Origin of the sequence: Sulfitobacter faviae, from assembly GCF_029870955.1 — a bacterium.
Lineage (GTDB): Bacteria > Pseudomonadota > Alphaproteobacteria > Rhodobacterales > Rhodobacteraceae > Sulfitobacter > Sulfitobacter faviae.
This window is the reverse complement of sequence record NZ_PGFQ01000001.1, coordinates 929,260-955,707: the sequence shown is the minus strand read 5'-3', so window position 1 is coordinate 955,707 and position 26,448 is coordinate 929,260. Positions and strand designations below refer to the sequence as shown.

Below are 26,448 nucleotides of genomic sequence, written 5' to 3'. Positions count from 1 at the left end.
GAGATGCAGTTCAAGACCAAAGACTTCTCCGACGCGCGTGAGGTGCTCAAAGTGCGCGACCTGCGCATCGGGCTAGCCGGGCGGCCACAGGCGAAACCGGTGATCGACGGGATCGACCTCACCATCCGCGCGGGCGAGACGCATTGCTTGGTGGGTGAATCCGGCTCGGGCAAATCCGTAACCTCGCTGGCGGCCATGGGGCTTCTGCCGAAATCGGCGCTGGAGGTGCAAAGCGGCAGCATCACGCTGGACGATTTCGAGATTACCAGCGCCAGCCATGCGCAAATGCGCCAGCTGCGCGCGCGGCGGATCGCGATGATCTTCCAAGAGCCGATGACCGCGTTGAACCCAGTGCTGCGGGTGGGCGAGCAGATCATGGAAGTGCTGAATATGCACAGTGATCTGAGCCAATCCGAGGCCAAGAAACGCACGCTCGACATGATGGATCAGGTGCATCTGCCGGATGTGAACCGCATCTTCAACGCCTTCCCGCACCAGCTTTCCGGCGGGCAGCGCCAGCGCATCATGATCGCCATGGCGCTGATCCTCGACCCCGATCTGCTGATCGCGGATGAGCCGACGACGGCGTTGGACGTGACCACGCAGTTGCAGATCCTCAAGCTCATCGCCGAGATGCAAGAGCGCCACGGCACCGCCGTGCTCTTCATCACCCATGACATGGGCGTGGTGGCCGAGATCGCGGATACCGTGACGGTGATGCAGCAGGGCAACATCGTCGAACGCGCGCCGATTGAAAAGCTGCTGACCAAGCCGGAGAAGGAATATACCCGCACCCTGCTGACCGCCGTGCCCAACCTCACCCCGCGGCCCGCAAGGGCGGCGGCATCGCAAAGCGAAGTGGTGCGTGTGGCCGGGCTCGACATGATCTATGGCGGCGGCGGTTTCCTGCGCCGCAGCGAGGGTGTGAAAGCCGCGCAGGATGTCAGCTTTACCATCAAACCGGGGCGGACGCTGGGCATCGTTGGGGAGTCCGGTTCGGGCAAATCCACCGTGGCACGGGCCATCATGCGGCTGATCGACCCGACAGCGGGGAGCGTGAATGTCGCGGGGACCGAGATCGCCAAACTCTCCCGCCGTCAGCTCCGCGATCACCGCAAGCATCTGCAAATCGTGTTCCAAGACCCTTACCGCTCGCTCAATCCGCGCTGGACCGTGGCGCGCAGCCTTTGCGAAGGGCCGATCAACTTCGGCACCCCGCGCGAAGAGGCGATGCGCCATGCCGCTGAGCTGATGGAACTGGTGGACCTGCCGCGCGATGCGCTCGACCGCTATCCGCATCAATTCTCGGGCGGGCAACGCCAGCGCATCGCCATCGCGCGGGCGGTGGCGATGAAGCCCGATCTGCTCGTCGCGGATGAGGCCGTCTCGGCTCTTGATGTGAGCGTGCAGGCGCAGGTGCTCGATCTTTTGGATGACATTCAAGAGAAGTTCGGCGTGGCCATGCTCTTCATCACCCACGACCTGCGCGTCGCCGCGCAGATTTGTGACGAGGTCTTGGTCATGCAGCGCGGGCAGGTTGTTGAATACGGCCCCGCGGGCGATGTGCTGGCCAACCCGCATCACGACTACACGCGCAACCTGATCGAAGCGGCCCCGGGCCGCCATTGGGATTTTGCCAACTACCGCGCGCTCGGCAGCGCCACCATGACGACAGGAGCCACCGCATGACCGTCCTTCCCAAGATCGAAGCCTTCGCCGCCGATCTCACCGCCATCCGTCAAGACATCCACGCCCATCCCGAACTGGGGTTCGAAGAGGTCCGTACCGCGGGCATCGTAGCCGAAAAGCTCCGCGCCTACGGGGTGGATGAGGTGCACGAAGGGCTGGGTGGCACCGGGGTCGTAGGCATCATCAAGGGCGCGGGCGGCGGCAACCGCCGTGTCGGGCTACGCGCGGATATGGACGCGCTGCCGATTGTAGAGGATTCTGGCGTGCCCTATGCCTCGACCAACCCCGGGCGGATGCATGCCTGCGGCCATGACGGCCACACCACCATGCTCTTGGGGGCTGCGCGTTATCTGGCTGAGACGCGCGATTTCGACGGTACGGTGGTGCTGATCTTTCAACCCGCCGAGGAAGGTTTGGGCGGCGCGCGCCGGATGCTAGAGGAGGGGCTCTTTGAGAAATTCCCCTGCGACGAGATTTACGGCATGCACAACGATCCAAACTCAGAGCCGGGCGTGGTCAATGTCACCCCCGGTGCGGCCATGGCCGGGGCGGCCTTCTTTGACATTACCGTCAAGGGCACTGGCAGCCACGCCGCCATGCCGCATCAGTCGCGCGATCCCATCGTCATCGGCACGGCGCTGGTGCAGCAGTTGCAATCCGTCGTCAGCCGCAACACCCCGCCGACCAAGCCGATCGTGCTTTCGGTGACCAAGTTCAACGCGGGCTCGGCCTATAACGTGGTGCCGGATACCGCCAGTATCGCGGGTACGATCCGTTATTTCCATGAGGATGTGATCGAAATGGCCGAGGCCCGGATGCGCGCCCTCTGCGCCGGTATGGCCAGCGCCTATGGGATCGAGATCGAAGTCGACATCCGCAATGTCTTTGACGTGTTGATGAACGACCCCGAACTGACCACCTCCTATGTCGAAGCGGCGGCCAGCGTGGTGGGCGGCGAGAACGCCCATGTCTCGACCGAACAGGCCAGCGGGTCGGAGGATTTCGCCGATATGCTGAAAGTCGTGCCGGGCGCCTATTGCCGGGTGGGCCATGCGGGCAGCGTGCCTTTGCACAACCCCGGCTTCGTGCTGGACGACGCCATTCTGCCTGTCGGTGCCTCGATCTATGCGCGGATTGTCGAGACGCGCCTGCCAAAGGTCGGCGGCTAGGCCCTTGCGTCAATCATATAATTTAAGCCAACCGCCCGCTGTCGCGCGGCGGAGGAAAGGATATTGAACATGACCAACCCGCTCGATCTGCCTTTTGATACCGAAGAGATGCTCACCGGGCTGCGCCCATGGATCGAAACTGAAAGCCCCACATTCGACGGGGCGGCAGTGAACCGGATGATGGATGTGGCGCAGCACGATCTGGCGGTCTTGGGCGCGCGGACGGAGCGTATTCCAAGCCCGATGGGGCTGGGCGACAGCCTGCGCGCTGAGATGCCCCATCCCGCGCGGGCGAGGGGGGCATCCTGCTTTTGGGTCATATGGACACGGTTCACCCCATCGGCACCTTGGCGAGCCTGCCTTACAAACGCGAAGGCGATATCTGCTACGGCCCCGGTCTGATGGATATGAAAGGCGGCAACTACGTCTACCTCGATGCGCTACGCAAACTACAGGCCGCCGGGGTCGAGACGCCGCTGCCGGTGACGGTGCTTTTCACCCCGGATGAGGAGATCGGCACCCCCGCCACTCGTCGCCTGATCGAAGAGGAGGCGAAGCGCCATAAATACATCCTCGTCCCCGAACCTGCCCGCCCCGACGGCGGCGCGGTGATCGGGCGCTACGCCATCGCGCGGTTCAACCTCCAGACCCGGGGGCGCCCCAGCCACGCGGGCTGGGCGCTTTCCGAAGGCCGCTCGGCCATCGCGGAGATGGCCAAGGCCGTGGGCACGATCGAAGGCATGACCACCGAGGATTGCACCTTCTCGCTCGGGGTCTTTCACGCGGGCCAGTGGGTCAACTGCGTCTCCTCGGTCTGCGATGCCGAAGTGCTCACCATGGCGAAAACGCAAGCGCAGCTCGACGCGGGCGTGGAAAAGATGATGGCGCTGAACTCGGGCGAGGGCGATGTGATCATGGAAATCCGCCGCGGCGTCACCCGCCCGGTTTGGGAGCCCGACCAGCCGGGCACGATGGCGATGCTGAAGCTTGCGCAGGAGATTGGGGGCGAACTGGGGATCGAGATCACCGGAAGCTCTGCCGGGGGCGGGTCGGACGGCAATTTCACCGGTTTCCTTGGCCTGCCGACGCTGGATTCCATCGGCGTGCGCGGCAAGGGGCTGCATACGTTGCAGGAGCGTATCTATGTCGACAGTCTCACCGAACGTGCGAAGCTGGCGGCGGGGTTGTTCTGTCGGTTGACGGCTTGAAAGGGGGGAGGGGCGGAGACCCCCTCTAAACCACCCCCGCGGCTAGCTGCTGCGCGTCGCCCCATTCGCGGGGGATTGGCCGTACATGCGTTTGAACTCTCGGCTGAATTGCGAGGCGCTGACATAGCCCACCGCCATTGCCGCTTCGCTGACCGTGGCGCCGCCTGCGATTCTCACGGCGGCATTGTTCAGGCGCATGGATTTGACGAATTGTATTGGCGACATCGTCGTTACCTGTTTGAACTTGCGGTGAAATACCGCGCGGCTCATGCCCGCGCGTTGGGCCATCGCGTCGATGGAGATGGGCGCGTCGAGATGGGCCGCGACATGCGAGATGGCCCGCGCCACGGCATTGCCCGCCCCGAAGGCCCGCCGCGCGAAGAGCCCTGCCTCTCCTTTCAAGATGGCGTAGTACAGCTCCCGCAGGCGCGCTTCGGCCAGCACGGCGCGGTCGGTTTCGCTTTCGCTTAATTGCAGCAGGCGCAGCAGGGCGTCGGAGAAGGCCCCGTCCCATGCCGCAAGTTTAATCCCCTCGGCGCGCAGGTCGGCCGGGGTCGGGGGAGCAGGCTCCCCGCGCTTTCCATTTCAAGCGAAAGCTCCGCCATCAGCCGCGCATCCAGAGCGATGTAGACGCCGAACAGTGGGGTCTGGGGCGAGGCGCTTGGCGTGCCCGCTTTGACCGGCATCGACATGGGGCAGCACATATAACGGCTGTCGTCATAGACATAGCGCTGACCGTCCAGCACCGCCTCTTTCGCGCCGCTGACGATGGCGATGACAGAGGGTTCATAGACCGCAGGCGCGCAGGGGATCGCGCTGGTGGCGCGGAAATACTGCACGCCCTTGATGCCGGTTTCGGTCAGCCCGTCGGTCTGGCTGTGCCGTTCGATGATATGGCGGATTTGGTCTTTGCTCATGCGTGCAGATTAGGACCGCAAGGGCGTTTCATGCAATGGCTGTGAGAGGATCAGGCAAGTAATCGCGACAATCCGGTCTATTTTCCGTAGAGTGCTGAGATTTATCTGCAGGGTCAACGGGGCGCGATGCCTCAGTAAAGCTAAGGAACGAGACCATGACAGATAAGACTTTCGGCGCGCACGGCTGGACCCCTGAGCGGATTGACGGGGTAGAGGGGAAGACCTTTGTGATAACCGGGGCCAATGCGGGGGCCGGGTTTCAGGCAGCGCGGACCTTGCTGCGCAAAGGTGCCGCAGTGGTGATGTTGAACCGCAGCGCGGAACGGTCGGCAGAGGCGGTGGCCAAGCTGAAAGACGAATTTGGCGCGGCGGCGCAGGTGCGTTTCGTGCAGATGGACCTCGCCGATTTGCCGTCGGTGCGCCGCGCGGCGGCAGAGGTTCTGCGCGACATTCCCCGCATTGATGCGCTGATCTGCAACGCCGCCATCGCGCAGGTGCCAAACCGCCAGTTGACCAAGGCAGGCCACGAAAGCCAGCTCGGCACCAATCACTACGGCCACTTCCTGCTCTGCGGCTTGCTCTTCGACCGGATCGACGAAAGCAATGGGCGGATCGTGGTGGTGGCAAGCCTTGGCTACAAGATGGGCCTGCGCACCATCCAGTTCGACGACATGAACTGGGACAAGAACTACCGTGCCAACCCGGCCTATAGCCAAAGCAAGCTGGCGCAGATGATGTTTGCCTATGAGTTGCAAGACCGCGTCGCGCGGGCGGGGAGGAACGTGGCGGTCTATGTCTGCCACCCCGGTGCCTCGGCCACCTCTTTGATCAGCACCAGCGGCGGGCTGATGACCCGGTTCACTTGGTGGCTGATGTCGAAATTGCCGATCGTTCAAACGGCGGAGCGTGGTGCCTATCCCGAGGTCATGTGCGCCACCGAGGATGGGCTGGAGCAGCGCGCGCTCTACGGCCCCACAGGTCGGATGGAGATGGTCGGCCCGGTCGGGCGCGGCAAGTTGGAGCCCTATGCCTATGACAAAGAGACGATGGTCAGGCTCTGGGAGCGGTCCGAGGCGGAAACCGGCTTTGGCTGGGCGGTTTGAGGGGCGGGCGGGGCCTGTCTCCGCCCTGCTCAGAACGCGCGATATCCGTAGGCCATCAGCATCGAAGGAGAGTGTCGATTTTCGTGGCGTTTGCACAATAAAGTTGCACTTGAAGAGTCTCTTGCGGACTATTCTTGCCAAATGAGATCATTTGGTTAGTCTCTGTTCTCGGGTCGCCCGACCAATAGCGTATTTCAAGTAAGCAAAGGGGCGGCCACTCTGGGAGGAGGAAACATGACTGAGACTAAAAAGTTCAATCGACGTTCGTTCCTGACGAAGTCCGCACTTGCTGGGGGGCGGCGACGGGGAGCATGCTGGCCGCACCGGCGGTGCTGGCCCAAGCGCCGATCGTCATCAAGATGCAGACGTCGTGGAACGACGCGAACATCTGGCAAGACTTTGCCCGCGATTATGCGACGCGGGTCGAGGAAATGTCAGGCGGGCGTCTGAAGGTCGACGTGCTGCCCGCGGGCGCGGTCGTCGCGGCGTTTCAGGTGCTTGATGCGGTGAACGACGGTCTGATCGACGCGGCGCATTCGGTGCCGGTCTATTGGTACGGCAAGAACAAGGCCGCATCGCTCTTTGGCACCGGCCCGGTTTTCGGCGGCTCTGCCACCACCATGCTGTCGTGGTTCTACCAAGGCGGCGGTCAGGAGCTTTATAACGAGCTGACGCAGGACATCATGGGCCTCGACGTTGTGGGCTACATGGGCTTCCCGATGTTCGCCCAGCCTTTCGGCTGGTTCAAGAATGAGGTCAATACCGTCGACGACCTGCAAGGCTTCAAATACCGCACCGTGGGTCTGGCGGCCGATCTGATGGCCAAGCTGGGCATGTCGGTGGCACAGCTGCCGGGCGGTGAGATCGTGCCCGCGATGGAGCGTGGCGTGATCGACGCCTTTGAGTTCAACAACCCCTCGTCGGACAAGGACTTCGGCGCGCAGGACGTGGCCAAGAACTACTATCTGTCGTCCTATCACCAAGCCTCCGAGAGCTTTGAGTTCCTGTTCTCCAAGATGTTCCTCGAAGACCTCGACCCCGATCTTCAGGCAATCTTGAAATACGCGGTTGAGGCGGCCTCGACCGCGAACACGGCCAAGGCGATGGACCGCTATTCGGCGGACCTTCAGTTCCTGCAAAACGAGGCTGGCGTGACCGTGCGGCGCACCTCCAAGGAAATCTTGGATGCGCAGCTTAAAGCATGGGATGAGCTGATCCCCGAGCTGGAATCCGATCCTTTCATGAAAAAGACCCTCGACAGCCAGCGCGAATGGGTCGACCGCGTGGCCTATTACGAGTTGATGAACTCGCCGGATTACGGGCTTGCCTATGAGCATTACTTCCCCGGCAAGATCAAACTCTGATCCCGCAAACCCATAACATCACCGCGAACTCCGGCGCATGGCGTGCCGGGGTTCGTGCGAGATACCGAGGGCATCATGATATCTTTCATTCGGTTCGCCGATAACCTTTCCGCATGGTTCGGCAAGGCTTTTGCGTGGCTCATTTTGCTGATGTCCATCGGCACGGGCTACGAAGTTTTTGTGCGCTATGTGCTGAACAATCCCACGGCTTGGGCGCTGGACGTGTCCTTCATCATGTATGGCACGCTCTTTATGATGGGCGGGGCCTATACGCTGTCGCGGGGTGGCCATGTGCGGGGGATTTCCTCTATCGGCTGTTCCAGCCGCGCACCCAAGGCATGATCGACCTCGTGCTCTATATCATCTTCTTTTTCCCCGGCGTCACCGCGCTGATCCTCGCAGGTTGGAAATATGCCGCCCGCTCGTGGCAATACGGCGAGGTGTCGGTCAACAGCCCGGCGGGGGTTCCGATCTATCAATTCAAGGCGATCATCGTGGCGGCGGGGATACTGCTGTTCATCCAAGGCATCGCGCAGGTCTGCCGTTGTCTCATCGCCATACGTTCCAACTACTGGCTCGAAGCCGAGGAAGACGTCTTTGAGACCGAAGACCTCATGATGCGCGAAGCCAACAAGGCCGAAAAGGGCCATCTCACATGACCGATCCGCAAATCGCCCTGATGATGCTTGGGCTGTTCATCGTCTTTGTTTTCTTGGGCTTTCCGATTGCTTTCACGCTGATGGCCATGGGCATCGGCTTTGGCTACTACGCCTATTTCGACGCGCGCCGCATGTGGCGCAGTTTCGACCGGCTGGACGAGGGGGCCGGCCAATGGGAGCAATGGTCGACCTGGCTTGACGGGTTCTTCAACAACCGAATATTCGACCTTTTCGTGAACCAAACCTTCACGGTGATGTCGAACGAAGTGCTCACGGCGGTGCCGCTGTTCCTCTTCATGGGCTATATCGTGGAGCGGTCGAATATCGTCGACCGGCTCTTCACCACGCTCAACATCGCCTCCAAGAACATCCCCGGCTCCATGGGCGTGGCCGCGCTGATCACCTGCGCGCTGTTCGCCACCGCCACGGGCATCGTCGGCGCGGTGGTGACGCTGATGGGGCTTCTGGCGCTGCCCGCGATGCTCAAGGCGCGCTACAACCCGTCCTTCGCCGCCGGCATCATCTGCGCCGGCGGCACCTTGGGCATCCTGATCCCGCCCTCGATCATGCTGATCGTCTATGCGGCGGCGACGAATGTCTCCATCGTGCGGCTTTATGCGGCCGCACTCCTGCCGGGGCTGACGCTGGTGGGGCTCTACCTGATCTACATCATCGGGCGCTCGCTCTTGCAGCCCTCCTCGGCCCCGCGCCCCACGGCGGATGAGGTGCCAGACATGCCGATGGGCAAGCTGTTGCTGATGATCGCCACCTCCTTCCTGCCGCTGGCCTTCCTCATCTTTGCTGTGCTGGGCTCGATCCTCTTCGGCCTCGCCACCCCGACAGAGGCGGCTTCGATCGGCGCGCTCGGCGGCATCTTCCTCGCCTTCATTTACCGTGCGATGACATGGCAGCGGATGCGCGAAAGCGTCTATCTCACGGTGCGCACCACGGCGATGGTCTGCTGGCTTTTCGTCGGCTCCTACACCTTCTCGGCGGTGTTCTCCTACCTTGGTGGGGAGCATGTGATCTCGGAGTTCGTGCAGTCGCTGAACCTGTCGCCGATCATGTTCCTGATCCTCGCGCAGCTGATCATCTTCCTGCTGGGTTGGCCGCTGGAATGGTCCGAGATCATCATCATCTTCGTGCCGATCTTCCTGCCTCTGCTGGCCGTCTTCGAAATCGACCCGCTGTTTTTCGGCATCCTCGTGGCGCTGAACCTGCAGACCTCGTTCCTGACGCCACCGATGGCGATGTCGGCCTATTACCTCAAGGGGATCGCCCCGCCCGAACTGCGCCTGACGCAGATCTTCGCAGGCGTCATGCCCTTCCTGTTCTGCGTGATCCTGTCGATGATCTTGATGTATGTCTTCCCGCAGATCGTCTTCTACCTGCCGGAGGTGTTCTATGGGCGCTGAGGCACGGATGACCGCCGCAGCAGCCCTTGGCGTGGTCGAGTTGCGGGACCGTTTGGCGACCGGCGCATTGGATGCGCTGGCGCTGGTGGAAAGCTACATCGCGCGGATTGAGGCGCGCGAGGAGGTAGTGGGCGCTTGGGCGTGGTTCGACCCCGAATTCGCCCGCGCGCAGGCCCGAGCGCTCGACAATCATCGCCGGGCGGGCAGGCCGCTGGGGCGGCTGCACGGGCTGCCGGTGGGGCTGAAAGACGTGATCGACACGCGCAGCATCCCCACCGAAAATGGCGCGGCGCAGGACAAGGGGCGGGTGCCGCTGCGCGATGCTTTCATCGTCGAGCGGCTGCGGGCCGAAGGCGCGATCATCATGGGCAAGACGGTCACGACCGAACTGGCCTTCATGCATCCGAACAAGACCACCAATCCGCATAATCCGGCGCATAGCCCCGGCGGCTCGTCCCAAGGGTCGGCGGCGGCGGTGGCCGATGGGATGGTGCCCTTGGCCATCGGCACGCAGACCGGCGGGTCGGTGATCCGGCCTGCGTCTTTTTGTGGGGTCACCGGGTTCAAACCAACCTTCGGCGCGATCCCGCGCCGGGGAGTGCTGACGCAATCGCCCTCGCTCGACACCATTGGCGTCTTTGCCAGCGATCCCGCCGGGGCCGCGCTGCTGGCCGAGGTGCTGTTTGGCCATGATCCCGAAGACAGCGCGACCGAGCTTGCCCCGACCCCCGCGCTCTTGGCCGAGGCGACCAGCGCGCCGCCGATCCCGCCGGTTTTCGGCTTTGTCCGCCCGCCGGGGTGGGAGGGTGCCGATCCGCAGTTGCACGCCGCCTTTGAAGAACTGGTCGCAGCCCTTGGCGATCAGGCTTTCGAGATGCCCCTGCCGCCGGTCTTTAACGAGGCCGCCGAGGCGCGCAAACGCATCAACTTTGCCGAGATGGCCTATCACTTCTACCCCTATCTGCGCGACGGGGCCGAGCTGCTCTCACCCGTGGCGCGGGAGGCGATGGAGGCGGGCAATAAGGTGCTGGCCCGCGATTACCAATCGGCCCGCGACCTGCCCAAGGTGCTGACCGCCGCGCTGGAAGAACTGCTGACCCGTTGCGACGTACTGCTCTGCCCCGCGGCCACCGGCCCCGCGCCGCGCGGGTTAAAGACCACCGGTGATCCGATTTTCAACGGTCTTTGGACGCTCTGCGGCAGCCCCTGTGTGACCCTGCCGTTGATGACTTCGGAAGAGGGCTTGCCGATGGGGGTGCAACTGGTCGGCGGTCACGGTCAAGACGGGCGTCTGATGCGCAGCGCCCAGTGGCTTTTCGACTGGGCCGATGGTGCAACTGAATGAGGATGAGACCATGAACCGCCTACTTGCCCTGCTCGCCTTTGCCGCGATTGCGGTGTTTTTGCTGATCCTCGCCGTTGAGGTGCCCAGCATCGACCTGATCATCATCGTCGCAGTGACGCTGGCTTTTGTGGCCTATGACTTTTTCACCTCCAGCCGGAAAGATCGGGACTGAGCCATGGGCAAACCCGTCATTTGGATCACCCGGCAGCTGTCAGAGGCCACGCTCGACCGCGCGCGGCGGGATTACGAGGTGATCTGGGACCCCGCCGACAAGCCCGGCAACGCCGAGGACATCATCGCGATGAGCGCGCGTGTCGATGGCATGATCCCCTGTCATTCCGAACATTTCAGCGCCGAGGTGGTGGCCCGGCTCGACCCCCGGCTCAAGATCATCGCGAACCATTCCGTGGGCGTCGATCACTGCGATCTGCCCAGCCTCAAGGCGCGGGGGATCGTGGTGACGAACACGCCCGGTGTTCTGTCGGATGCCACGGCGGAACTGGCGCTGATGTTGATGCTGGGGGCGGCCCGTCACGCGGTTGCCGGGGACCGGCTGGTGCGCAGCGGGCAGTGGCAGTCGTGGTCGCCTGCGATGCTGGTGGGCAAACAGCTTTCCGGCGCGCGGCTTGGCATCATCGGGATGGGCGGCGTGGGCCGGGCCTTTGCCCGCAAGGCGCGGGGGCTGGACATGGAAATACATTACCACAACCGCCGCCGTCTTGACCCGGAAGCGGAGGCGGGGGCGACTTATCACGCCGAATTGGACGACCTGCTGGCGGTCTCGGATTTCCTCTCGCTGCACTGCCCCGCCACGCCCGAGACGGTGGGCCTGATGAACGCCGCGCGTTTGGCGCGGCTGCCCAAGGGCTGCGTGATCGTAAACACCGCGCGGGGCAATCTGGTGGAGGAGGCGGCGCTGCTCGACGCGCTTACCTCGGGCCATGTCGGCGCGGCGGGGTTGGATTGCTTCGTGACCGAGCCGGGCGGCAACCCGGCCTTTGCGGCCCATGATAACGTGATGATGATGCCCCATGTCGGTAGCGCCACCGTGGCCACCCGTGATGCGATGGGTTTCAAGGCGCTGGACAATCTCGACCACTTTTTCCGGGGTGAGACGCCGCCGGATCAGCTTTAGCGGCAGCGGCCGCCTAGGTGGCGCGCGGCGGCGGGGCAGGTGTGTGCCGCCGCAGCCGTCGCGGGGCGGGCAGGGTGATGATGGCCAAACAGCCGATCACCAGCGCCACGCCGACCCAGCCCAGCGGGGGCAGGCGTTCGCCCACGATGACCACGGCCAGCACCGCCGCGACGACCGGCTCGAACAAGGTGATCACGGTGGCCGTGCTCGCCTCAACCCGGGCAAGGCCGTAGCCGAAGGCGATATAGCCCAGAAACATCGGCACGGCGGCCATGTAGAGCCCCACCGCGGCGTTGGTCCAAGAGGCCAGAAACACCCCGCCTGAAACCGCCAGCACCGGCATCAGCAAGAGCCCGCCCAGCCCAAAGGTCGCCCCCATGGCCACGGCAGAGCGGGTGCCTTGCAGCATCATCCGGCGCGCGCTCCACGAATAAAGCGCGTAGGTGAAGCCGCCGATCAGACCCAGCAAAACGCCCAGAGGGACGGAAGGTGCGCTTACCGCGCTGCCATGGGCATCGCCCTCGGCCAAGCAGATCAACCCCATGCCGATCAGCCCGACCGCCGCCCCGAAGGACCAGCGCAGGGTCAGGCGGCGGCCATCCAACAGGTATTCGATCAGCGCCGAGAGCAGCGGGGCAGAGCCGATGGTGATGACCGTCCCCACCGTCACCCCCGCCAGCCGCATCGCGCCGTAAAAGGCCAGCGGATAGATCGCCACGGCCAGCGCCCCGATGACCAGAAGGCGGCGCTGTTGCCAGAGCCGCCGCCGTTGGTTCAGGATGCCCCGCCCGGCGCAGAGGGCCTGTGCGATCCCGCCCAGCCCCATGGCAGCGGCACCGATGGCGGCGGCGCTGACCTCGGGGGCGAAGGTGGCGGCGGTGCCGGTCGTGCCCCAGACCACAGCGGCGAAAAGGATGGCGATCACGCCCCAGCGGTGGCCTTGCATCATGAAAACGTCCCTAGCATGTCATTGGTGCTGGCGCGCATCGCGCAGCAGCGTTTTGGCCAAATGCTGCGCGGCGGTCACCGCCTGCGCCCCGCGCAGCGGCCAAGTCTGCGTGAGCCCTTCGAGGATCAGCAGCAACTCAGTCTCCGCACCCGGCATATTGGCGGCTGCGGCGGCTTTGGCCGCGACCTCGGCCTTATGGCGCGAGAGCAAGGCGTGCAGTTTTTCGCTGCCGGGATCGGCGGCCACGGCGGCGTGGAACAGGCAGCCGTGCGAGGTTTCCGTCTCCATCCACTGCCCGACGCGGGCCAGAATTGTCTCCAGCGCCTCGGTCGGGGTCTCGGGCAGATCGCCGAAGACCAGCGCCAGATAGCGTTGTTGCCGGTTCTCTAGCGCGGCCAGTACCATTTCGGCGCGAGAGGGGTGTATTTGTAGAGCGTGCGCAGGCTCACCCCGGCCGCATCGCGCAGGTCTTCGACGCTGGGGTCGGCAAAGCCGCGGGTGGCAAAGGCACGTTCCAGCCCGGCGGCGATCTTGCTTTTGGTATCTGTCATGCTTGACGATGTAGAGGGGGCGCTCTACCTACGCAAGTAGAGCAATCATTCTACACTTTACCATTCTGCCGCTGAAGGAGCCCGAGCGATGACCCTACCGAAGACCATGAAAGCGATGCTGCTGACCGGCCATGGCGGCTTGGACAAGCTGGAGTGGCGCGAGGATGTCGCGCTGCCAAAGCCCGCCGCCGGGGAGGTTCTGGTTCGCGTCGGCGCGGCGGCGGTGAACAACACGGATGTGAACACCCGCACAGGCTGGTATTCCAAAGCGGTGCGCGGCGACACCGGCTCGGCGGCGAGCGAGGGCTACGGCGGCGCGTCGGACGCCGATGGCGGCTGGTCTGGCGCACTGAGTTTTCCGCGCATCCAAGGGGCCGATTGCTGCGGAGAGGTCGTGGCCGTGGGCACGGGTGTCGATCAAGGCCGCATCGGCGAGCGGGTTCTGATCCGGCCCATGTACAGCCCTGCGGGCGCGGGGCCGGATGATCTCGTTACCTTCGGATCGGAGCGAGACGGCGGTTTTGCGGAATATGCCACCGCCGAGGCCAGCAACGCGCTGCGGGTCGACAGCCCCCTCACAGACGTTGAGCTCGCCTCCTTTCCCTGCGCCTTTTCGACTGCCGAGGGGATGATCCAGCGGGCCGCTTTGGGGGCCGAGCGTGTGTTGATCACCGGCGCCTCGGGCGGGGTCGGCTCTGCGGCGGTGCAACTGGCGAAACGGCGCGGCGCGCATGTGACGGCGGTGACCAGCCCCGGCAAGATGGAGGCGCTGAAGGCGCTTGGCGCGGATGAGACGTTCGACCGGGATGCGGCCCTGCCGGAGGACAGCTATGACGTGGTGCTCGACCTCGTCGGAGGGGCGGGTTGGCCCAAACTGCTCGACGCGCTGGTGACGCGCGGGCGCTATGTGACCTCGGGCGCGATTGCCGGGCCGATCGTGGAGTTGGACCTGCGCACGCTCTACCTCAAGGACCTGACCCTGATGGGCAGCACCCGGCAAGAGCCGAGCGTTTTTGCCGATCTGGTGGGCTATATCGAACGCGGGGAAATCCGGCCTGTCGTGGCGGAAAGCTATGCGCTGCGCGATCTGAAACAGGCGCAGGAGGCGTTCATCGAAAAGTCCCATATGGGGAAAATCGGGATCACGGTGGCGGATTAACCGCAAAAGCGGGCCGCTCGTCTCTGGGCGGTCGGCCCTTCATCGCGCAATAAGTCAATCAGATTGATTTAAGCGTTGACTCACTTGCTCCCATCTGGGATTTCTCCGGTGAAACGCCGCATGAACCGGGGGGGAGGCCAGTTTGCAGCAGCTACAGACAGTCGCCGACCGCGCCGCACGCGGCTCGAACCAGAGCGGGATGCGGGCCTATAACGAACGGCTGGTCCTGTCGCTCATCCGGCGCAGCGGGCCGACGTCCAAGGCCGAGATTGCCCGGCTCACGGGCCTCTCGGCGCAGACCGTCTCCGTCATCATGCGCGCCCTCGAAGCCGAGGGTCTGCTGAAGAAAGGCGCGCGGGTGCGGGGCCGGGTGGGGCAGCCATCGGTGCCGATCAGCCTGAACGCCGAGGGCGCGTTTTTTCTGGGGCTGAAGGTCGGGCGGCGCAGCGTCGAATTGATCCTGACCGATTTCGAAGGGCAGGTGACCCGCCACAGCAGCGAGACCTACGCCCATCCCACGCCCGATGTGGTCATGGCCTTTGCCGCGCGCGCTTTGCAGGACGCGCTTGCCTCCCTCTCCGCCGAGCAGCAGGCGCGGGTGGCCGGGATGGGCGTGGCCCTGCCGTTTGGCATCTGGGAATGGGAAGTCGCGGGCGGCGATCTGAGCGCGTGGCAGACCTTTGATATCGAAGCGGCTTTGGCGGAACTAGTCGATCTGCCGATCTATATCTGCAATGACACCTCTGCCGCTTGTGGGGCGGAACTGGTCTTTGGCGCGCAGGACAAGCCGCGTGATTTCCTCTATTTCTACATCGGCTATTTCGTCGGCGGCGGGCTGGTGCTGGACAGCAAGCTCTACACCGGCAAAAGCGGCAATGCCGGGGCGCTCGGCTCCATGCCGTTGGCCGGGGATGCGGCGCGGCAATTGGTCGATGTGGCTTCCTTGGCGACTTTGGAGGGCGCCTTGCAAAAGGCCGGAGAGACCCGCCGCGCGCCGTGGAGCGATCCGGCGGCTTGGGGCTTTGGCGATGACATCTTGCACCCATGGCTCGACAGCACGACCGAGGCATTGGCGCAGGCGATCCGGGCCGCGACATGTCTGATTGATTTCGACACGGTGATGATCGACGGGTCGGTGCCCGCAGAGGTTCGCGCCGAATTGGTCGCCCGCACCCGCCGCCACCTTTCCGGCCGGCCCCTCCCGGGCGTCACCCTTCCCGAATTGCGCGAAGGCACCGTCGGCAGCGACGCCCGCGCGCTCGGTGCGGCGAGCCTGCCGCTTTCGGACCGTTTCCTCGTCGACCGTGACGCATTTTTGAAAGGCTGACAGATGATCCTTTGCTGCGGAGAAGCCCTGATCGATATGATCCCAACCCCAACCAAGGCGGGCCCCGATGGCTTTGTGCCCCATGCGGGCGGGGCGGTGTTCAACACGGCCATCGCATTGGGGCGGCTCGGCGCGCAGGTGGGTATGCTCTCGGGCCTGTCGTCGGATATGTTCGGGCGGCTGTTGGTCGACGGGTTGAAGGCAAGCCATGTGGATGTGTCGCATGTTGTCCTGTCCGACCGTCCGACGACGCTGGCCTTCGTGCGGCTGGTGGGCGGCCATGCGACCTATGATTTCTATGACGAAAACTCCGCCGGGCGGATGATCACGCCCGAGGATATGCCCGCCTTGTCCGGCGAGGTTTCGGCGCTTTATTTTGGCGGGATCAGTCTGGCCTGCGAGCCGGGGGCGGATGCCTATGCCGAGCTGTTGGCGCGCAACGCCGAGGGCCGCGCGGTGATGATCGACCCCAACATCCGCCCCGGTTTCATCAAGGATATCGAACGCTATCGCCAAAGGCTCGACCGGATGCTGGCGCTGTCGGATATCGTGAAAGTGTCGGATGAGGATCTGAACTGGATCAACCCCGCGCCGCTGTCGCTGCGCGACAAGGTGGCCGAGTTGTTAGAGAAGGGGCCATCGGTTGTCATCCTGACCCGCGGGGGCGAGGGGGCGACGGGCTATCTGGCGAATGGCGAAGAGGTGCAAGTGCCCGCCGTGAAAGCCGAAATCGTTGATACGGTCGGCGCGGGCGACACGTTCAATGCAGGCGTTCTGGCCAAGATGTCGGAGCTTCGGCAGTTGCATAAATCCGCTCTCGGCACCCTTGCGCCAGAGGTGCTTTCCGAAGCGCTGGCCTATGGCGCGCGGGTTGCCGCCGTGACCGTTTCGCGGGCCGGGGCGAACCCGCCTTGGGTAGAGGAAATATGAAATGTTGAAGAACCGCCTATCTTTTTCGCTCAGATATGTTAGCGCTACCAGTGGCCGCCCGGAGGAGGGCGCGAAGGGGTGGTGATGGCTTTGGGCAATCGAAAACAGGGTGCCGTAGCGCGCCTGCGCAGGCAGGAGGGCTGACCCCATGGTATCGCGCGTAATCCCCGTTGATCCTTTCGACCTCGTCATTTTCGGCGCGACCGGCGATCTCGCCCGGCGCAAGATCCTGCCCGGTCTGTTCCACCGCTTTATCGTCGGCCAGATGCCAGAGGCTGCGCGGATTGTCGGCGCGGCCCGTTCCGAGCTTCACGCCGAGGCCTTTCGCAAGATGATCCGCGACAGCCTGCTGGAGTTCGCCCCCAAGCTCGCCCAAGAGAGTGCCGCCTTGGAGCAATTCCTTGGCATGGTGCATTACGTTCGCGTGGATGCATCGGGTGATGCAGGCTGGGCGGACCTTAAAGACGTGTTGCGCGATGATGTCGTGCGGGCCTTCTACCTCTCGGTCTCGCCGTCGCTCTTCGGCACGATTGGTGGCAAGCTGCATGATCACGGCATCGCCACAGCCGAGAGCCGCATCGTCGTCGAAAAGCCCTTTGGCCATGATTTGGAAACCGCGCAGGCGCTGAACGCCGACTTGCGTGCCAATTTCGACGAAAGCCAGATTTACCGGATCGACCATTACCTTGGCAAAGAGACGGTGCAGAACCTCATGGCGCTGCGTTTCGCCAATGCGCTGTGGGAGCCCTTGTGGAATTCCACCCATATCGACCATGTGCAGATCACCGTGTCCGAGAGCCTCGGTGTCGAAGGGCGGGGCGAATATTACGACAAATCCGGCGCCATGCGCGACATGGTGCAGAACCACCTGATGCAACTGCTGTGTCTGACGGCGATGGAGCCGCCTCGCGCTTTGACCCCAACGCGGTGCGCGACGAAAAGGTGAAGGTGATCGAGGCGCTGGAGCCGGTGGCGCAGAAGGACATTGCTCGCGGCCAGTACCGCGCCGCCAATGGCGCGGGCAGCTACCGCGACCATGCGGGCGACCCCGACAGCCGCACCGAAAGCTTCGTCGCGATGAAGGTGAAGATCGCCAACTGGCGGTGGGCGGGCACACCGTTCTACCTGCGCACGGGCAAGAAGCTGCGCGGGCGCAGTTCCGAGATCGCGGTGATCTTCCGCGACCCGCCGCATATGATCTTCCCCGCGACGGAGGGCCACAAGGGCAACGCGCTGATCATCCGGTTGCAACCGGATGAGGGCATCACCCTGCGCAACACCATCAAAGACCCCGGCCCCGGCGGGATGCGTCTGGCCGAAGTGGCGCTGGATATGACCTTTGCCGATGCCTTGGGCGAACAGGGCACCCCGCAGGACGCCTATGAGCGGCTGATCATGGATGTGATCCGCGGCGATCAAACGCTCTTCATGCGCGGGGACGAGGTCGAAGCCGCTTGGGCTTGGGCCGATCCGATCATTCACGGCTGGGAAGAGACCCGGCAACCCCCGTACCCCTATGACCCCGGCAGCTCCGGCCCCGAAGAGGCGCTGATGCTGATGCACCGCGACGGCCGCCGCTGGCGCGAGATCACACGAAAGGACGAGACATGACCCTGCATTCCACGATTGACCGCGTCACCGACCGTATCATCGCCCGCAGCGAGGCGACCCGGCGGCCTTACCTCGACCGGATGGAAGCCGCCCGCGCCAAGGGTCCGGCCCGCGCGCATCTGTCCTGTAGCGGGCAGGCCCATGCCTATGCCGCCTCTGGCGCGGATAAGGACCGGCTGGCAACCACCAGCGCGGGCAACCTCGGGATCGTGACGACCTATAACGACATGCTCTCGGCGCATCAGCCGTTTGAGCGCTACCCCGATCTGATCCGCGAGGCCGTGCGGGCGGCGGGCGGCACCGCGCAGGTCGCGGGCGGGGTGCCCGCCATGTGCGACGGGGTGACCCAAGGCGAAGCGGGGATGGAACTGTCGCTTTTCTCGCGCGATGTGATCGCCTTGGCGGCCTCGGTGGCGCTCAGCCACAACACATTTGACGCCGCGGTTTTCCTTGGTGTTTGCGACAAGATCGTGCCGGGGCTGGTGATTGCGGCGCAGGCTTTCGGCCATTTGCCGGCCGTCTTCCTGCCTGCCGGGCCGATGGAAAGCGGGCTGTCGAATGATGAGAAAGCCAAGGTGCGCCAGCAGTTCGCCGCGGGCGAAGTCGGGCGCGACGCGCTGATGGCCGCCGAGATGGCCGCCTATCACGGGCCGGGCACCTGCACTTTCTACGGCACTGCCAACACCAACCAGATGTTGATGGAGTTCATGGGGCTGCACCTGCCGGGGGCGAGCTTTGTGCCGCCGAACGGGCTGCTGCGCGATGCGCTGACCCAAGAAGGCGCGAAACGCGCGCTGGCGCTGAGCGCTTTGGGCAATGATTACACGCCCGTCGCCTCGGTTCTGGACGAAAAGGCCTTCGTGAACGGGATCGTCGGCCTCAACGCCACGGGCGGGTCGACCAACCTGCTGATCCACCTCATCGCCATGGCGCGGGCTGGGGGGATCATTCTGGATTGGGAGGATTTCTCGGACATCTCTGACGTCACGCCGCTGTTGGCGCGGGTCTATCCCAACGGTCTGGCGGATGTGAACCATTTCCACGCCGCCGGGGGCTTGGGCTATATGATCGGCGAATTGCTCAACTCCGGCCATCTGCATCCCGACACCCAGACCGTCGCCGGGCAGGGGTTGGAGCATTACACCGCCGAGCCGAAGCTGAAGGCCGATGGGCTGGTTTGGGAAAAGGGCGCAGGCGAGAGCCTGAACGAGAAAATCCTCCGCCCCGCCAGCGATCCTTTCCAGCCCACCGGCGGGCTGCGCCGCATGGCCGGGTCGCTCGGCACCGCCTGTATGAAGGTCTCTGCCGTGGCGCCCGAACATCACGTTATCGAAGCCCCGGCGCGAGTCTTTGCAGACCAGAACGAGGTGAAGGCGGCTTTCAAGGCCGGAGAGCTGACCGGCGATCTGGTCGTCGTCGTCCGTTTCCAAGGCCCTAAAGCCAACGGCATGCCCGAATTGCACAGCCTGACGCCGCTTCTGTCGATCCTTCAGGGGCGCGGGCAGAAGGTGGCGCTGGTCACCGATGGGCGCATGTCGGGCGCGTCGGGCAAGGTGCCTGCGGCGATCCACGTCAGCCCCGAGGCGGTCGACGGTGGCCCCATCGCGCGGGTGCAGGACGGTGATCTGCTGCGCGTCGATGCGGTGGCGGGGACGCTCGACGTGCTGGCCGAAGGATTCGACGACCGTTCCAACGTCACCGCTGATCTTTCTGCTTATCATGCCGGGACGGGGCGCGAGTTGTTCGCTATGTTCCGCGACACAGTCGGTTCTGCTACCACCGGCGCAACCATTTTTGGAGGTTGATCCATGACCCTTACTGCAAAAGACGCCAGCCGTCGCACCCGTGAAATCTGTGCGCTTGCCCCGATCGTGCCCGTGTTGGTGATCGAAGATGTCGCCGACGCCCGCCCCTTGGCCGAGGCGCTGGTCGCGGGCGGGCTGCCCGCTTTGGAAGTGACTCTGCGCACCCCTGCCGCCCTCGACGCGGTTGCCGCCATGGCCGAAGTCGCGGGGGTCATGTGGGGGCGGGGACGCTGGTCACCCCCGAAGACGTGCGCGCGGCGAAACGGGCAGGGGCGACCTTTGGCGTCTCGCCCGGTGCCACCGACGCGTTGATCGCGGCCTGCGAGGAGGAAGAACTTCCCCTGCTGGCCGGTGCCGCCACGGCGAGCGAGGCGATGCGGCTGTTGGAGCGCGGCTATGACATGCTGAAGTTCTTTCCCGCCGAAGCCTCGGGCGGTGCGCCTGCGCTCAAGGCCATTGGCGCGCCCCTGCCGCAGATCACCTTCTGCCCGACGGGCGGGGTCAGCCCCGACAATGCGGAAAGCTATCTGAGCCTGCCAAATGTGCTTTGCGCGGGCGGCAGTTGGGTCGCCCCGAAGAAGCTGATCGATGCCGGGGACTGGGCGGGGATCGAAGCGCTGGCCCGCGCCGCGGCGCAACTGGGCAAGGCCGGTTAACCCGGAGAAGGGGGCCGAGCGCGGGCTTTCCGTTGCCCCCCAGAGGGTCTCGGAAAGCCTGACGCCACCAAACCCTTGCTGGCTGGACGAACTTATCTCTATATTGACTTTAGTTTACGCGCGCAGCGTTTTGTCAAGGGTGGGTTAAGATGGGCCAGCAGAAGATCCGCAATATGGAGGAGTTTGCCGCCGTGAGCGGCATTTCGCGGCCCACCCTGTCGAAATACTTTAACGATGCCGACAGCGTGCGGCGCTCGACCCGGGAGCGGATCGAAGCGGCGCTCAGCCAGTATGACTATCGCCCGAACGTCTATGCGGTGAACCAGAACCGCCGCAAAACCCGCAACATCGGCGTGGTCGTGCCCAACCTCGCCGACCCGTTCTTTTCCGAGATTGGCCGCGAGGTGGAACTGGCCTGTCTGGCCGAGGGCTATAGCCCGATTTTGCTCAGCTCGCACGGCAACCCGGCGCAGGAGCGCGCCAATCTCGACTCGCTTCGGGCGCTGAAACCGGCAGGCGTGCTGCTGGCGCCCTTCGGCAAAGCCTCGGACCGTGACGAGATCGCGCGCTTTTGCAAGGATGTGCCGGTGGTGACCTTTGACGCCAATGTCGAAGGGGTTTGCGAGGCTTTCGTCGGCACCGACAACTTCCAAAGCGTTGATTTGATCGTCGAATACCTCTGCCGCAGCGGTGAGCCGCCCTGTTTTTTCGAGATGAAGACCCCCAGCAACCCCAACGCCAACAAGCGCCGCCAAGCCTATCTGGAAGCGATGGAGCGGCACGGTTTTGCGCCGCATATCCATCAGGTGCCGGGAGAGGGCTGGAACTTTGAAGAGATCGGCGCGACCGAGGGCGGCAAGCTGATCTCGGCGGGGGCGTTCGAGACGGATACGGTGCTTTGCTCGAACGACCGACTGGCCATCGGGATGCTCTCGGCGGCCTATGGGATGGGGCTGCGCGTGGGGCATGGCAAGGATTGCGCCATGCGGATCGCGGGGCAGGACGACCACCCGTTTTCGCGCTATACTTGCCCGCCGCTGACCACCATCGCGCAGGATTACGGGGCCATCGCGAATCGTGCCGCCAGTACCCTGTTTCGCATCATCGAAAGCGAAACCCGGCTGACCGAGCGCGAGGAAACGCTATTTGACGGCAAGCTGGTGATGCGCGCCTCTGCCTAAGTCATTGAGTTCGCAAGTTGCTCAGAAAATAGTTATCGCGCGTAAAATTTAATTTGACTGCGCGTTGCGTAGGTCGTTAGTCTCGGTTCATCATCTATAGAGGGAGGAACTATCGATGTTCTGCGATAAATCACTTTACGCCGCGACGGCCTTGGGCCTGATCATGGCGGGCGGCGCGGTTGCCGAGACGATCACCATCGCCACCGTGAACAACGGCGACATGATCCGCATGCAAGGCTATACCGACAAATTCACCGAAGAGACCGGCCACGAAGTGGAGTGGGTCACCTTGGAAGAGAACGTGCTGCGCCAGCGCGTCACCACCGACATCTCGACCAAGGGTGGCTCTTTCGACATCATGACCATCGGCATGTATGAGACGCCGATCTGGGGCGCGAACGGCTGGCTGGTGCCGCTGGACGACCTCAGCGAAGAATACGACGCAGACGATATCCTGCCCGCCATGGCCGGTGGTCTGAGCCACGACGGCACGCTTTACGCGGCACCGTTCTATGGCGAAAGCTCCATGATCATGTACCGCACGGATCTGATGGAGAAAGCCGGCATGGAAATGCCGAAAGACCCGACATGGGAATTCATCCGCGAAGCCGCCGCCGCCATGACCGATCGTGAGAACGACATCAACGGCATCTGCCTGCGCGGCAAGGCCGGTTGGGGCGAGGGCGGTGCGCTGATCACCGCGATGTCCAACTCCTTTGGCGCGCGCTGGTTCGATGAAGACTGGAATGCCCAGTTCGACACCGAGGCATGGGCCAATACGATCAACTTCTACAAAGACCTGATGGATGAAAGCGGCCCGGCGGGCTATGCCTCCAACGGCTTCAACGAGAACCTCTCGCTGTTCCAACAGGGCAAATGCGGCATGTGGATCGACGCCACCGTGGCGGCCTCCTTCGTGACCAACCCCGAGGATTCCACCGTGGCCGACAAGGTTGGCTTTGCGCTGGCACCGGACACGGGCCTTGGCAAACGCTCCAACTGGCTCTGGGCATGGGCGCTGGCAATCCCGGCGGGCACCCAGAAAGAAGACGCCGCGAAAGAGTTCATCGAATGGGCCACTTCGAAAGACTATATCGAAATGGTCGCCGAGAACGAAGGCTGGGCGAACGTCCCTCCCGGTGCGCGCAAGTCGCTTTACGAGAACCCCGAGTACCAGAAAGTGCCCTTTGCGCAGATGACGCTCGACTCGATCCTCTCGGCTGATCCTGAGAACTCCACCGTCGATCCGACGCCTTACGTTGGTGTGCAATTCGCCGCGATCCCCGAGTTTGCAGGCATCGCGACCGATGTGAGCCAAGAGTTCTCTGCCGCCTATGCCGGTCAGCAGACCGTCGAAGAGGCGCTTGAGAAGGCTCAAGACCTGACCAACGACGCAATGGAAGCCGCAGGCTACCGTTAAGCCGCCGCTTCACAGTCTAAAGGGCGGCGGCCTGCGCCGCCCTTTTCCGCCCCACCACCCGATATGATACCCTTCACCTAAACGCGGCATTCGCCGCCGGCAGAGGAGATGTGCCCGATGGCTACCCAACATTCCCGATCAGCGGCACGCCTGATGATGGCCCCGGCGGTGGTCTTGCTGCTTGGATGGATGCTCATCCCGCTGACCATGACGCTCTACTTCTCTTTCAAGAAATACCTGCCGATGCGCGGCGGTGATCTGGGTTGGGTCGGCTTCGACAACTATGTGCGCTTCGTCACCTCCAGTTCCTTCTGGCCCTCGGTGATGACCACGCTGATCATCGTCGGTGGTGTGCTGGCGATCACGGTCTGCCTCGGCATCCTGCTTGCCCTTCTGTTGAACCAGCCGATGTGGGGGCAGGGCTTTGTCCGCATCCTCGTCATCGCGCCCTTCTTCGTCATGCCCACCGTGTCGGCTTTGGTATGGAAGAACATGTTCATGGACCCGAACTATGGTCTCTTCGCGCATCTGTGGGAGTTCTTTGGCGCCACCCCAGTGCAATGGATGAGCCAAGCTTCGCTGTCGTCGATCATCATCATCGTATCCTGGCAATGGCTGCCCTTCGCGACGCTGATCCTGCTTACCGCGATCCAGTCGCTCGACCGCGAGCAGCTGGACGCCGCCGAGATGGACGGCGCGCCGGTGACCAAACGTTTCGCCTATATCACCCTGCCGCATCTGGGCCGCGCGATCACCGTGGTGATCCTGATCCAGACGATCTTTCTCTTGTCGATCTTCGCGGAGATTTTCGTGACCACGGGCGGGGCCTTTGGCACCAAAACACTGACCTATCTCATCTTCCAGCGCGTGCTGGAAAGCCAGAACATCGGCCTCGGATCGGCGGGCGGTGTCTATGCAATCATTCTCGCCAATATCGTCGCCATCTTCCTGATGCGCATCGTCGGCAAGAACCTGGACGCCTGAGGAGGAGACATCATGGCACGCGCAGTCACAAGGCAACGCAAGATCGTCAACACGGCCCTCGCTTGGGGCATCGGTTTCCTGATCTTCTTCCCCATCCTTTGGACCATCCTTACCAGCTTCAAGACCGAAGCACAGGCCATCGCCGACCCGCCAATCTTCCTCGGCTTCGACTGGACGCTGGCGAATTACGAGGCGGTTCTTGAGCGGTCGAACTACGGGCGCTTCCTGTGGAACTCCATCGTCATCGCGGGCGGCTCGACCATCCTTGGCATCATGATCGCGGTGCCTGCCGCATGGTCGATGGCCTTCGTTCCCGGCAAGCGGACCAAGGATATCCTGCTCTGGATGCTCTCAACCAAGATGCTGCCCGCGGTGGGCGTGCTCTACCCGATCTATCTGCTCTGCATCCAGTTCGGCGTGCTCGACAGCAAGATCGCACTGGTCATCATCCTGATGCTCATCAACCTGCCGATCATCGTCTGGATGCTCTACACCTACTTCCGCGAAATCCCCGGTGAGATCTTGGAAGCGGCACGGATGGATGGGGCAAGCCTGCGCGAAGAGGTGCTTTACGTCCTCACGCCTATGGCGGTGCCGGGCATTGCCTCCACCCTGCTGTTGAACTTCATCCTCGCATGGAACGAAGCCTTCTGGACGCTCAACCTCACTGCGGCCAAGGCCGCACCGCTCACCGCCTTCATCGCGAGCTATTCCAGCCCCGAGGGCCTCTTCTACGCCAAGCTCAGCGCGGCTTCCACCATGGCCATCGCGCCAATCCTCATCCTCGGCTGGTTCAGCCAGAAACAACTCGTCAGCGGCCTGACTTTCGGCGCGGTCAAGTAAGCAAGGGACAGTCACATGGGACAAATCAAACTCAATCAGGTTTCCAAAAGCTTCGGCGATGTGGAAGTCATTCCGCCCCTTGATCTGACCATCGAAGATGGCGAGTTCACGGTCTTCGTCGGCCCCTCGGGCTGCGGTAAATCGACCCTGCTGCGGCTGATCGCCGGGCTGGAAGACATCACCTCGGGCCATATCGAGATCGACGGCACCGATGCGACTAACGTGCCGCCCGCGAAACGGGGCTTGGCGATGGTGTTCCAATCCTACGCGCTTTATCCGCATATGTCGGTGCGCAAGAACATCGCCTTTCCGATGAAGATGGCGGGCGTTCCGGCGGATGAACAGCAGCGCCGGATCGAAGCCGCCGCCAAGGCGCTGAACCTCACCGACTACCTTGACCGCCGTCCGGGCCAACTGTCTGGCGGTCAGCGCCAGAGGGTCGCCATTGGCCGTGCCATCGTGCGCGAACCTTCGGCTTTCCTTTTCGACGAGCCGCTGTCGAACCTCGACGCCGCGCTGCGGGTGGGCATGCGTCTTGAGATCAGCGAGCTGCACAAGCGGCTGGCCACGACGATGATCTACGTCACCCACGATCAGGTCGAAGCGATGACCATGGCCGACAAGATCGTCGTGCTGCGGGCGGGCCATATCGAACAGGTCGGCTCCCCGCTTGAGCTTTACTACAAGCCGCGCAACGAATTCGTCGCGGGCTTCATCGGCTCGCCCAAGATGAACCTGATCAAGGGTGCCGAAGCCGAAGCGCGCGGCGCGCCGACCATCGGCATCCGGCCCGAGCATTTCGACGTCTCCACCACCGAAGGCGCATGGGAGGGCACCATCGGCGTGGCCGAGCATCTGGGCTCCGACACCTTCTTGCACGTCCATGGCGTAGCGGGCTGCGACCCGATGACCGTGCGCGTGGATGGCGAGTTGTCGGTCCGACATGGGGATCGGATTTTCCTGACCCCACAGGCGGACAAGCTGCACCGGTTCGACGCGCAGGGCCTTCGGGTCGAGTAATGCAAGCG

Annotated in this window: 22 protein-coding genes and 6 pseudogenes; 23 read left to right on the top strand and 5 right to left on the bottom strand. The window is 63.5% G+C overall.

The window, feature by feature from the left end; translation table 11 throughout:
* Positions 1–3: 3 nt before the first annotated feature.
* The 4 genes from CUR85_RS04995 to CUR85_RS04980 all read left to right on the top strand — a co-directional run bounded on the left by CUR85_RS04995 (position 4) and on the right by CUR85_RS04980 (position 4,066).
* The gene (locus CUR85_RS04995) at positions 4–1,689 is read left to right on the top strand and encodes an ABC transporter ATP-binding protein (RefSeq protein WP_067266952.1); all 1,686 of its coding nucleotides are present in this window, start codon (positions 4–6) and stop codon (positions 1,687–1,689) included.
* Complete coding sequence (locus CUR85_RS04990; protein WP_067266954.1) at positions 1,686–2,858, top strand: M20 aminoacylase family protein; 1,173 nt, start codon at positions 1,686–1,688, stop codon at positions 2,856–2,858. Before CUR85_RS04995 ends, CUR85_RS04990 begins: the two co-directional genes overlap by 4 nt.
* Before the next feature lie 69 nt (positions 2,859–2,927).
* Complete coding sequence (locus tag CUR85_RS04985; RefSeq protein ID WP_280322023.1) at positions 2,928–3,260, top strand: hypothetical protein; 333 nt, start codon at positions 2,928–2,930, stop codon at positions 3,258–3,260.
* The gene (locus tag CUR85_RS04980; protein WP_280322021.1) at positions 3,179–4,066 is read left to right on the top strand and encodes a M20/M25/M40 family metallo-hydrolase; all 888 of its coding nucleotides are present in this window, start codon (positions 3,179–3,181) and stop codon (positions 4,064–4,066) included. Before CUR85_RS04985 ends, CUR85_RS04980 begins: the two co-directional genes overlap by 82 nt.
* 42 nt (positions 4,067–4,108) lie before the next feature.
* Here the strand turns inward: CUR85_RS04980 and CUR85_RS04975 are convergent, their stop codons facing one another.
* Positions 4,109–4,510 (bottom strand): helix-turn-helix transcriptional regulator, encoded by a 402-nt coding sequence (locus tag CUR85_RS04975; RefSeq protein WP_280322019.1) that lies wholly within the window; start codon positions 4,508–4,510, stop codon positions 4,109–4,111.
* Positions 4,511–4,983, bottom strand: a pseudogene (locus tag CUR85_RS04970) (AraC family transcriptional regulator); the annotation flags it as partial.
* Between the two features lie 155 nt (positions 4,984–5,138).
* On the opposite strand from CUR85_RS04970, the gene CUR85_RS04965 reads away from it, so the two are divergent.
* From CUR85_RS04965 to CUR85_RS04935, 7 genes and pseudogenes are all read left to right on the top strand, one after another.
* Positions 5,139–6,086, top strand: coding sequence for an SDR family oxidoreductase (locus CUR85_RS04965; protein ID WP_136720475.1), 948 nt, complete (start codon positions 5,139–5,141; stop codon positions 6,084–6,086).
* A gap of 234 nt (positions 6,087–6,320) precedes the next feature.
* Positions 6,321–7,450 (top strand): annotated as a pseudogene (locus CUR85_RS04960) (TRAP transporter substrate-binding protein).
* 75 nt (positions 7,451–7,525) lie between these two features.
* Positions 7,526–8,109 (top strand): annotated as a pseudogene (locus CUR85_RS04955) (TRAP transporter small permease subunit).
* Positions 8,106–9,524, top strand: a complete 1,419-nt coding sequence (locus CUR85_RS04950; RefSeq protein WP_067266963.1) for a TRAP transporter large permease — start codon at positions 8,106–8,108, stop codon at positions 9,522–9,524. Before CUR85_RS04955 ends, CUR85_RS04950 begins: the two are co-directional and overlap by 4 nt.
* Positions 9,514–10,869 carry an amidase gene (locus tag CUR85_RS04945; RefSeq protein WP_136720474.1) on the top strand — a complete coding sequence of 452 codons (1,356 nt, stop codon included), beginning with the start codon at positions 9,514–9,516 and terminating at the stop codon, positions 10,867–10,869. Before CUR85_RS04950 ends, CUR85_RS04945 begins: the two co-directional genes overlap by 11 nt.
* A 10-nt stretch (positions 10,870–10,879) precedes the next feature.
* Positions 10,880–11,041: a hypothetical protein gene (locus tag CUR85_RS04940; protein ID WP_169306085.1), complete on the top strand. Its 162-nt coding sequence runs from the start codon at positions 10,880–10,882 to the stop codon at positions 11,039–11,041.
* A gap of 3 nt (positions 11,042–11,044) precedes the next feature.
* Positions 11,045–12,004: a 2-hydroxyacid dehydrogenase gene (locus tag CUR85_RS04935; protein WP_067266964.1), complete on the top strand. Its 960-nt coding sequence runs from the start codon at positions 11,045–11,047 to the stop codon at positions 12,002–12,004.
* Between the two features lie 13 nt (positions 12,005–12,017).
* On the opposite strand, the gene CUR85_RS04930 is transcribed toward CUR85_RS04935, so the two are convergent.
* Genes CUR85_RS04930 through CUR85_RS04920 form a run of 3 tightly spaced genes read right to left on the bottom strand, consistent with a single transcriptional unit; the run spans position 12,018 to position 13,504 of the window.
* Entirely contained in the window at positions 12,018–12,953 is a 936-nt protein-coding gene (locus CUR85_RS04930) for a DMT family transporter (RefSeq protein WP_067266966.1), read from the bottom strand.
* Between the two features lie 18 nt (positions 12,954–12,971).
* Positions 12,972–13,358, bottom strand: coding sequence for a hypothetical protein (locus tag CUR85_RS04925; protein WP_280322006.1), 387 nt, complete (start codon positions 13,356–13,358; stop codon positions 12,972–12,974).
* Positions 13,340–13,504 (bottom strand): TetR/AcrR family transcriptional regulator, encoded by a 165-nt coding sequence (locus CUR85_RS04920; RefSeq protein WP_280322004.1) that lies wholly within the window; start codon positions 13,502–13,504, stop codon positions 13,340–13,342. The genes CUR85_RS04925 and CUR85_RS04920 overlap by 19 nt, the downstream gene beginning before the upstream one ends.
* 88 nt (positions 13,505–13,592) lie before the next feature.
* On the opposite strand from CUR85_RS04920, the gene CUR85_RS04915 reads away from it, so the two are divergent.
* The 12 genes and pseudogenes from CUR85_RS04915 (at position 13,593) to CUR85_RS04865 (ending at position 26,440) form a co-directional block, all read left to right on the top strand.
* Entirely contained in the window at positions 13,593–14,663 is a 1,071-nt protein-coding gene (locus tag CUR85_RS04915; protein WP_067263994.1) for an alcohol dehydrogenase family protein, read from the top strand.
* A gap of 199 nt (positions 14,664–14,862) precedes the next feature.
* A complete protein-coding gene (locus CUR85_RS04910; protein WP_082852037.1) occupies positions 14,863–15,990 on the top strand; it encodes an ROK family transcriptional regulator in 1,128 nt (375 codons plus the stop codon).
* 3 nt (positions 15,991–15,993) lie between these two features.
* The gene (locus tag CUR85_RS04905; protein WP_067264000.1) at positions 15,994–16,920 is read left to right on the top strand and encodes a carbohydrate kinase family protein; all 927 of its coding nucleotides are present in this window, start codon (positions 15,994–15,996) and stop codon (positions 16,918–16,920) included.
* A 148-nt stretch (positions 16,921–17,068) separates the two neighbouring features.
* Positions 17,069–17,569: pseudogene (locus tag CUR85_RS20515) on the top strand (glucose-6-phosphate dehydrogenase); the annotation flags it as partial.
* 63 nt (positions 17,570–17,632) lie between these two features.
* Positions 17,633–18,531 (top strand): annotated as a pseudogene (locus tag CUR85_RS20510) (glucose-6-phosphate dehydrogenase (NADP(+))).
* Positions 18,528–20,336: a phosphogluconate dehydratase gene (gene edd / locus CUR85_RS04895; protein ID WP_067264006.1), complete on the top strand. Its 1,809-nt coding sequence runs from the start codon at positions 18,528–18,530 to the stop codon at positions 20,334–20,336. The pseudogene CUR85_RS20510 and the gene edd overlap by 4 nt, the downstream one beginning before the upstream one ends.
* Positions 20,337–20,339: 3 nt before the next feature.
* Positions 20,340–20,914 (top strand): annotated as a pseudogene (gene eda / locus CUR85_RS04890) (bifunctional 4-hydroxy-2-oxoglutarate aldolase/2-dehydro-3-deoxy-phosphogluconate aldolase); the annotation flags it as partial.
* A 227-nt stretch (positions 20,915–21,141) separates the two neighbouring features.
* A complete protein-coding gene (locus tag CUR85_RS04885) occupies positions 21,142–22,173 on the top strand; it encodes a LacI family DNA-binding transcriptional regulator (RefSeq protein ID WP_067264013.1) in 1,032 nt (343 codons plus the stop codon).
* A gap of 115 nt (positions 22,174–22,288) precedes the next feature.
* Entirely contained in the window at positions 22,289–23,593 is a 1,305-nt protein-coding gene (locus CUR85_RS04880; protein WP_136720473.1) for an ABC transporter substrate-binding protein, read from the top strand.
* 117 nt (positions 23,594–23,710) lie between these two features.
* On the top strand, positions 23,711–24,577 hold the full coding sequence (locus CUR85_RS04875) for a carbohydrate ABC transporter permease (protein ID WP_136720472.1): 867 nt from the start codon (positions 23,711–23,713) through the stop codon (positions 24,575–24,577).
* A gap of 12 nt (positions 24,578–24,589) precedes the next feature.
* Complete coding sequence (locus tag CUR85_RS04870; RefSeq protein ID WP_136720471.1) at positions 24,590–25,420, top strand: carbohydrate ABC transporter permease; 831 nt, start codon at positions 24,590–24,592, stop codon at positions 25,418–25,420.
* A gap of 15 nt (positions 25,421–25,435) precedes the next feature.
* Positions 25,436–26,440 (top strand): ABC transporter ATP-binding protein, encoded by a 1,005-nt coding sequence (locus CUR85_RS04865; protein ID WP_136720470.1) that lies wholly within the window; start codon positions 25,436–25,438, stop codon positions 26,438–26,440.
* The last annotated feature ends 8 nt before the right edge of the window (positions 26,441–26,448 follow it).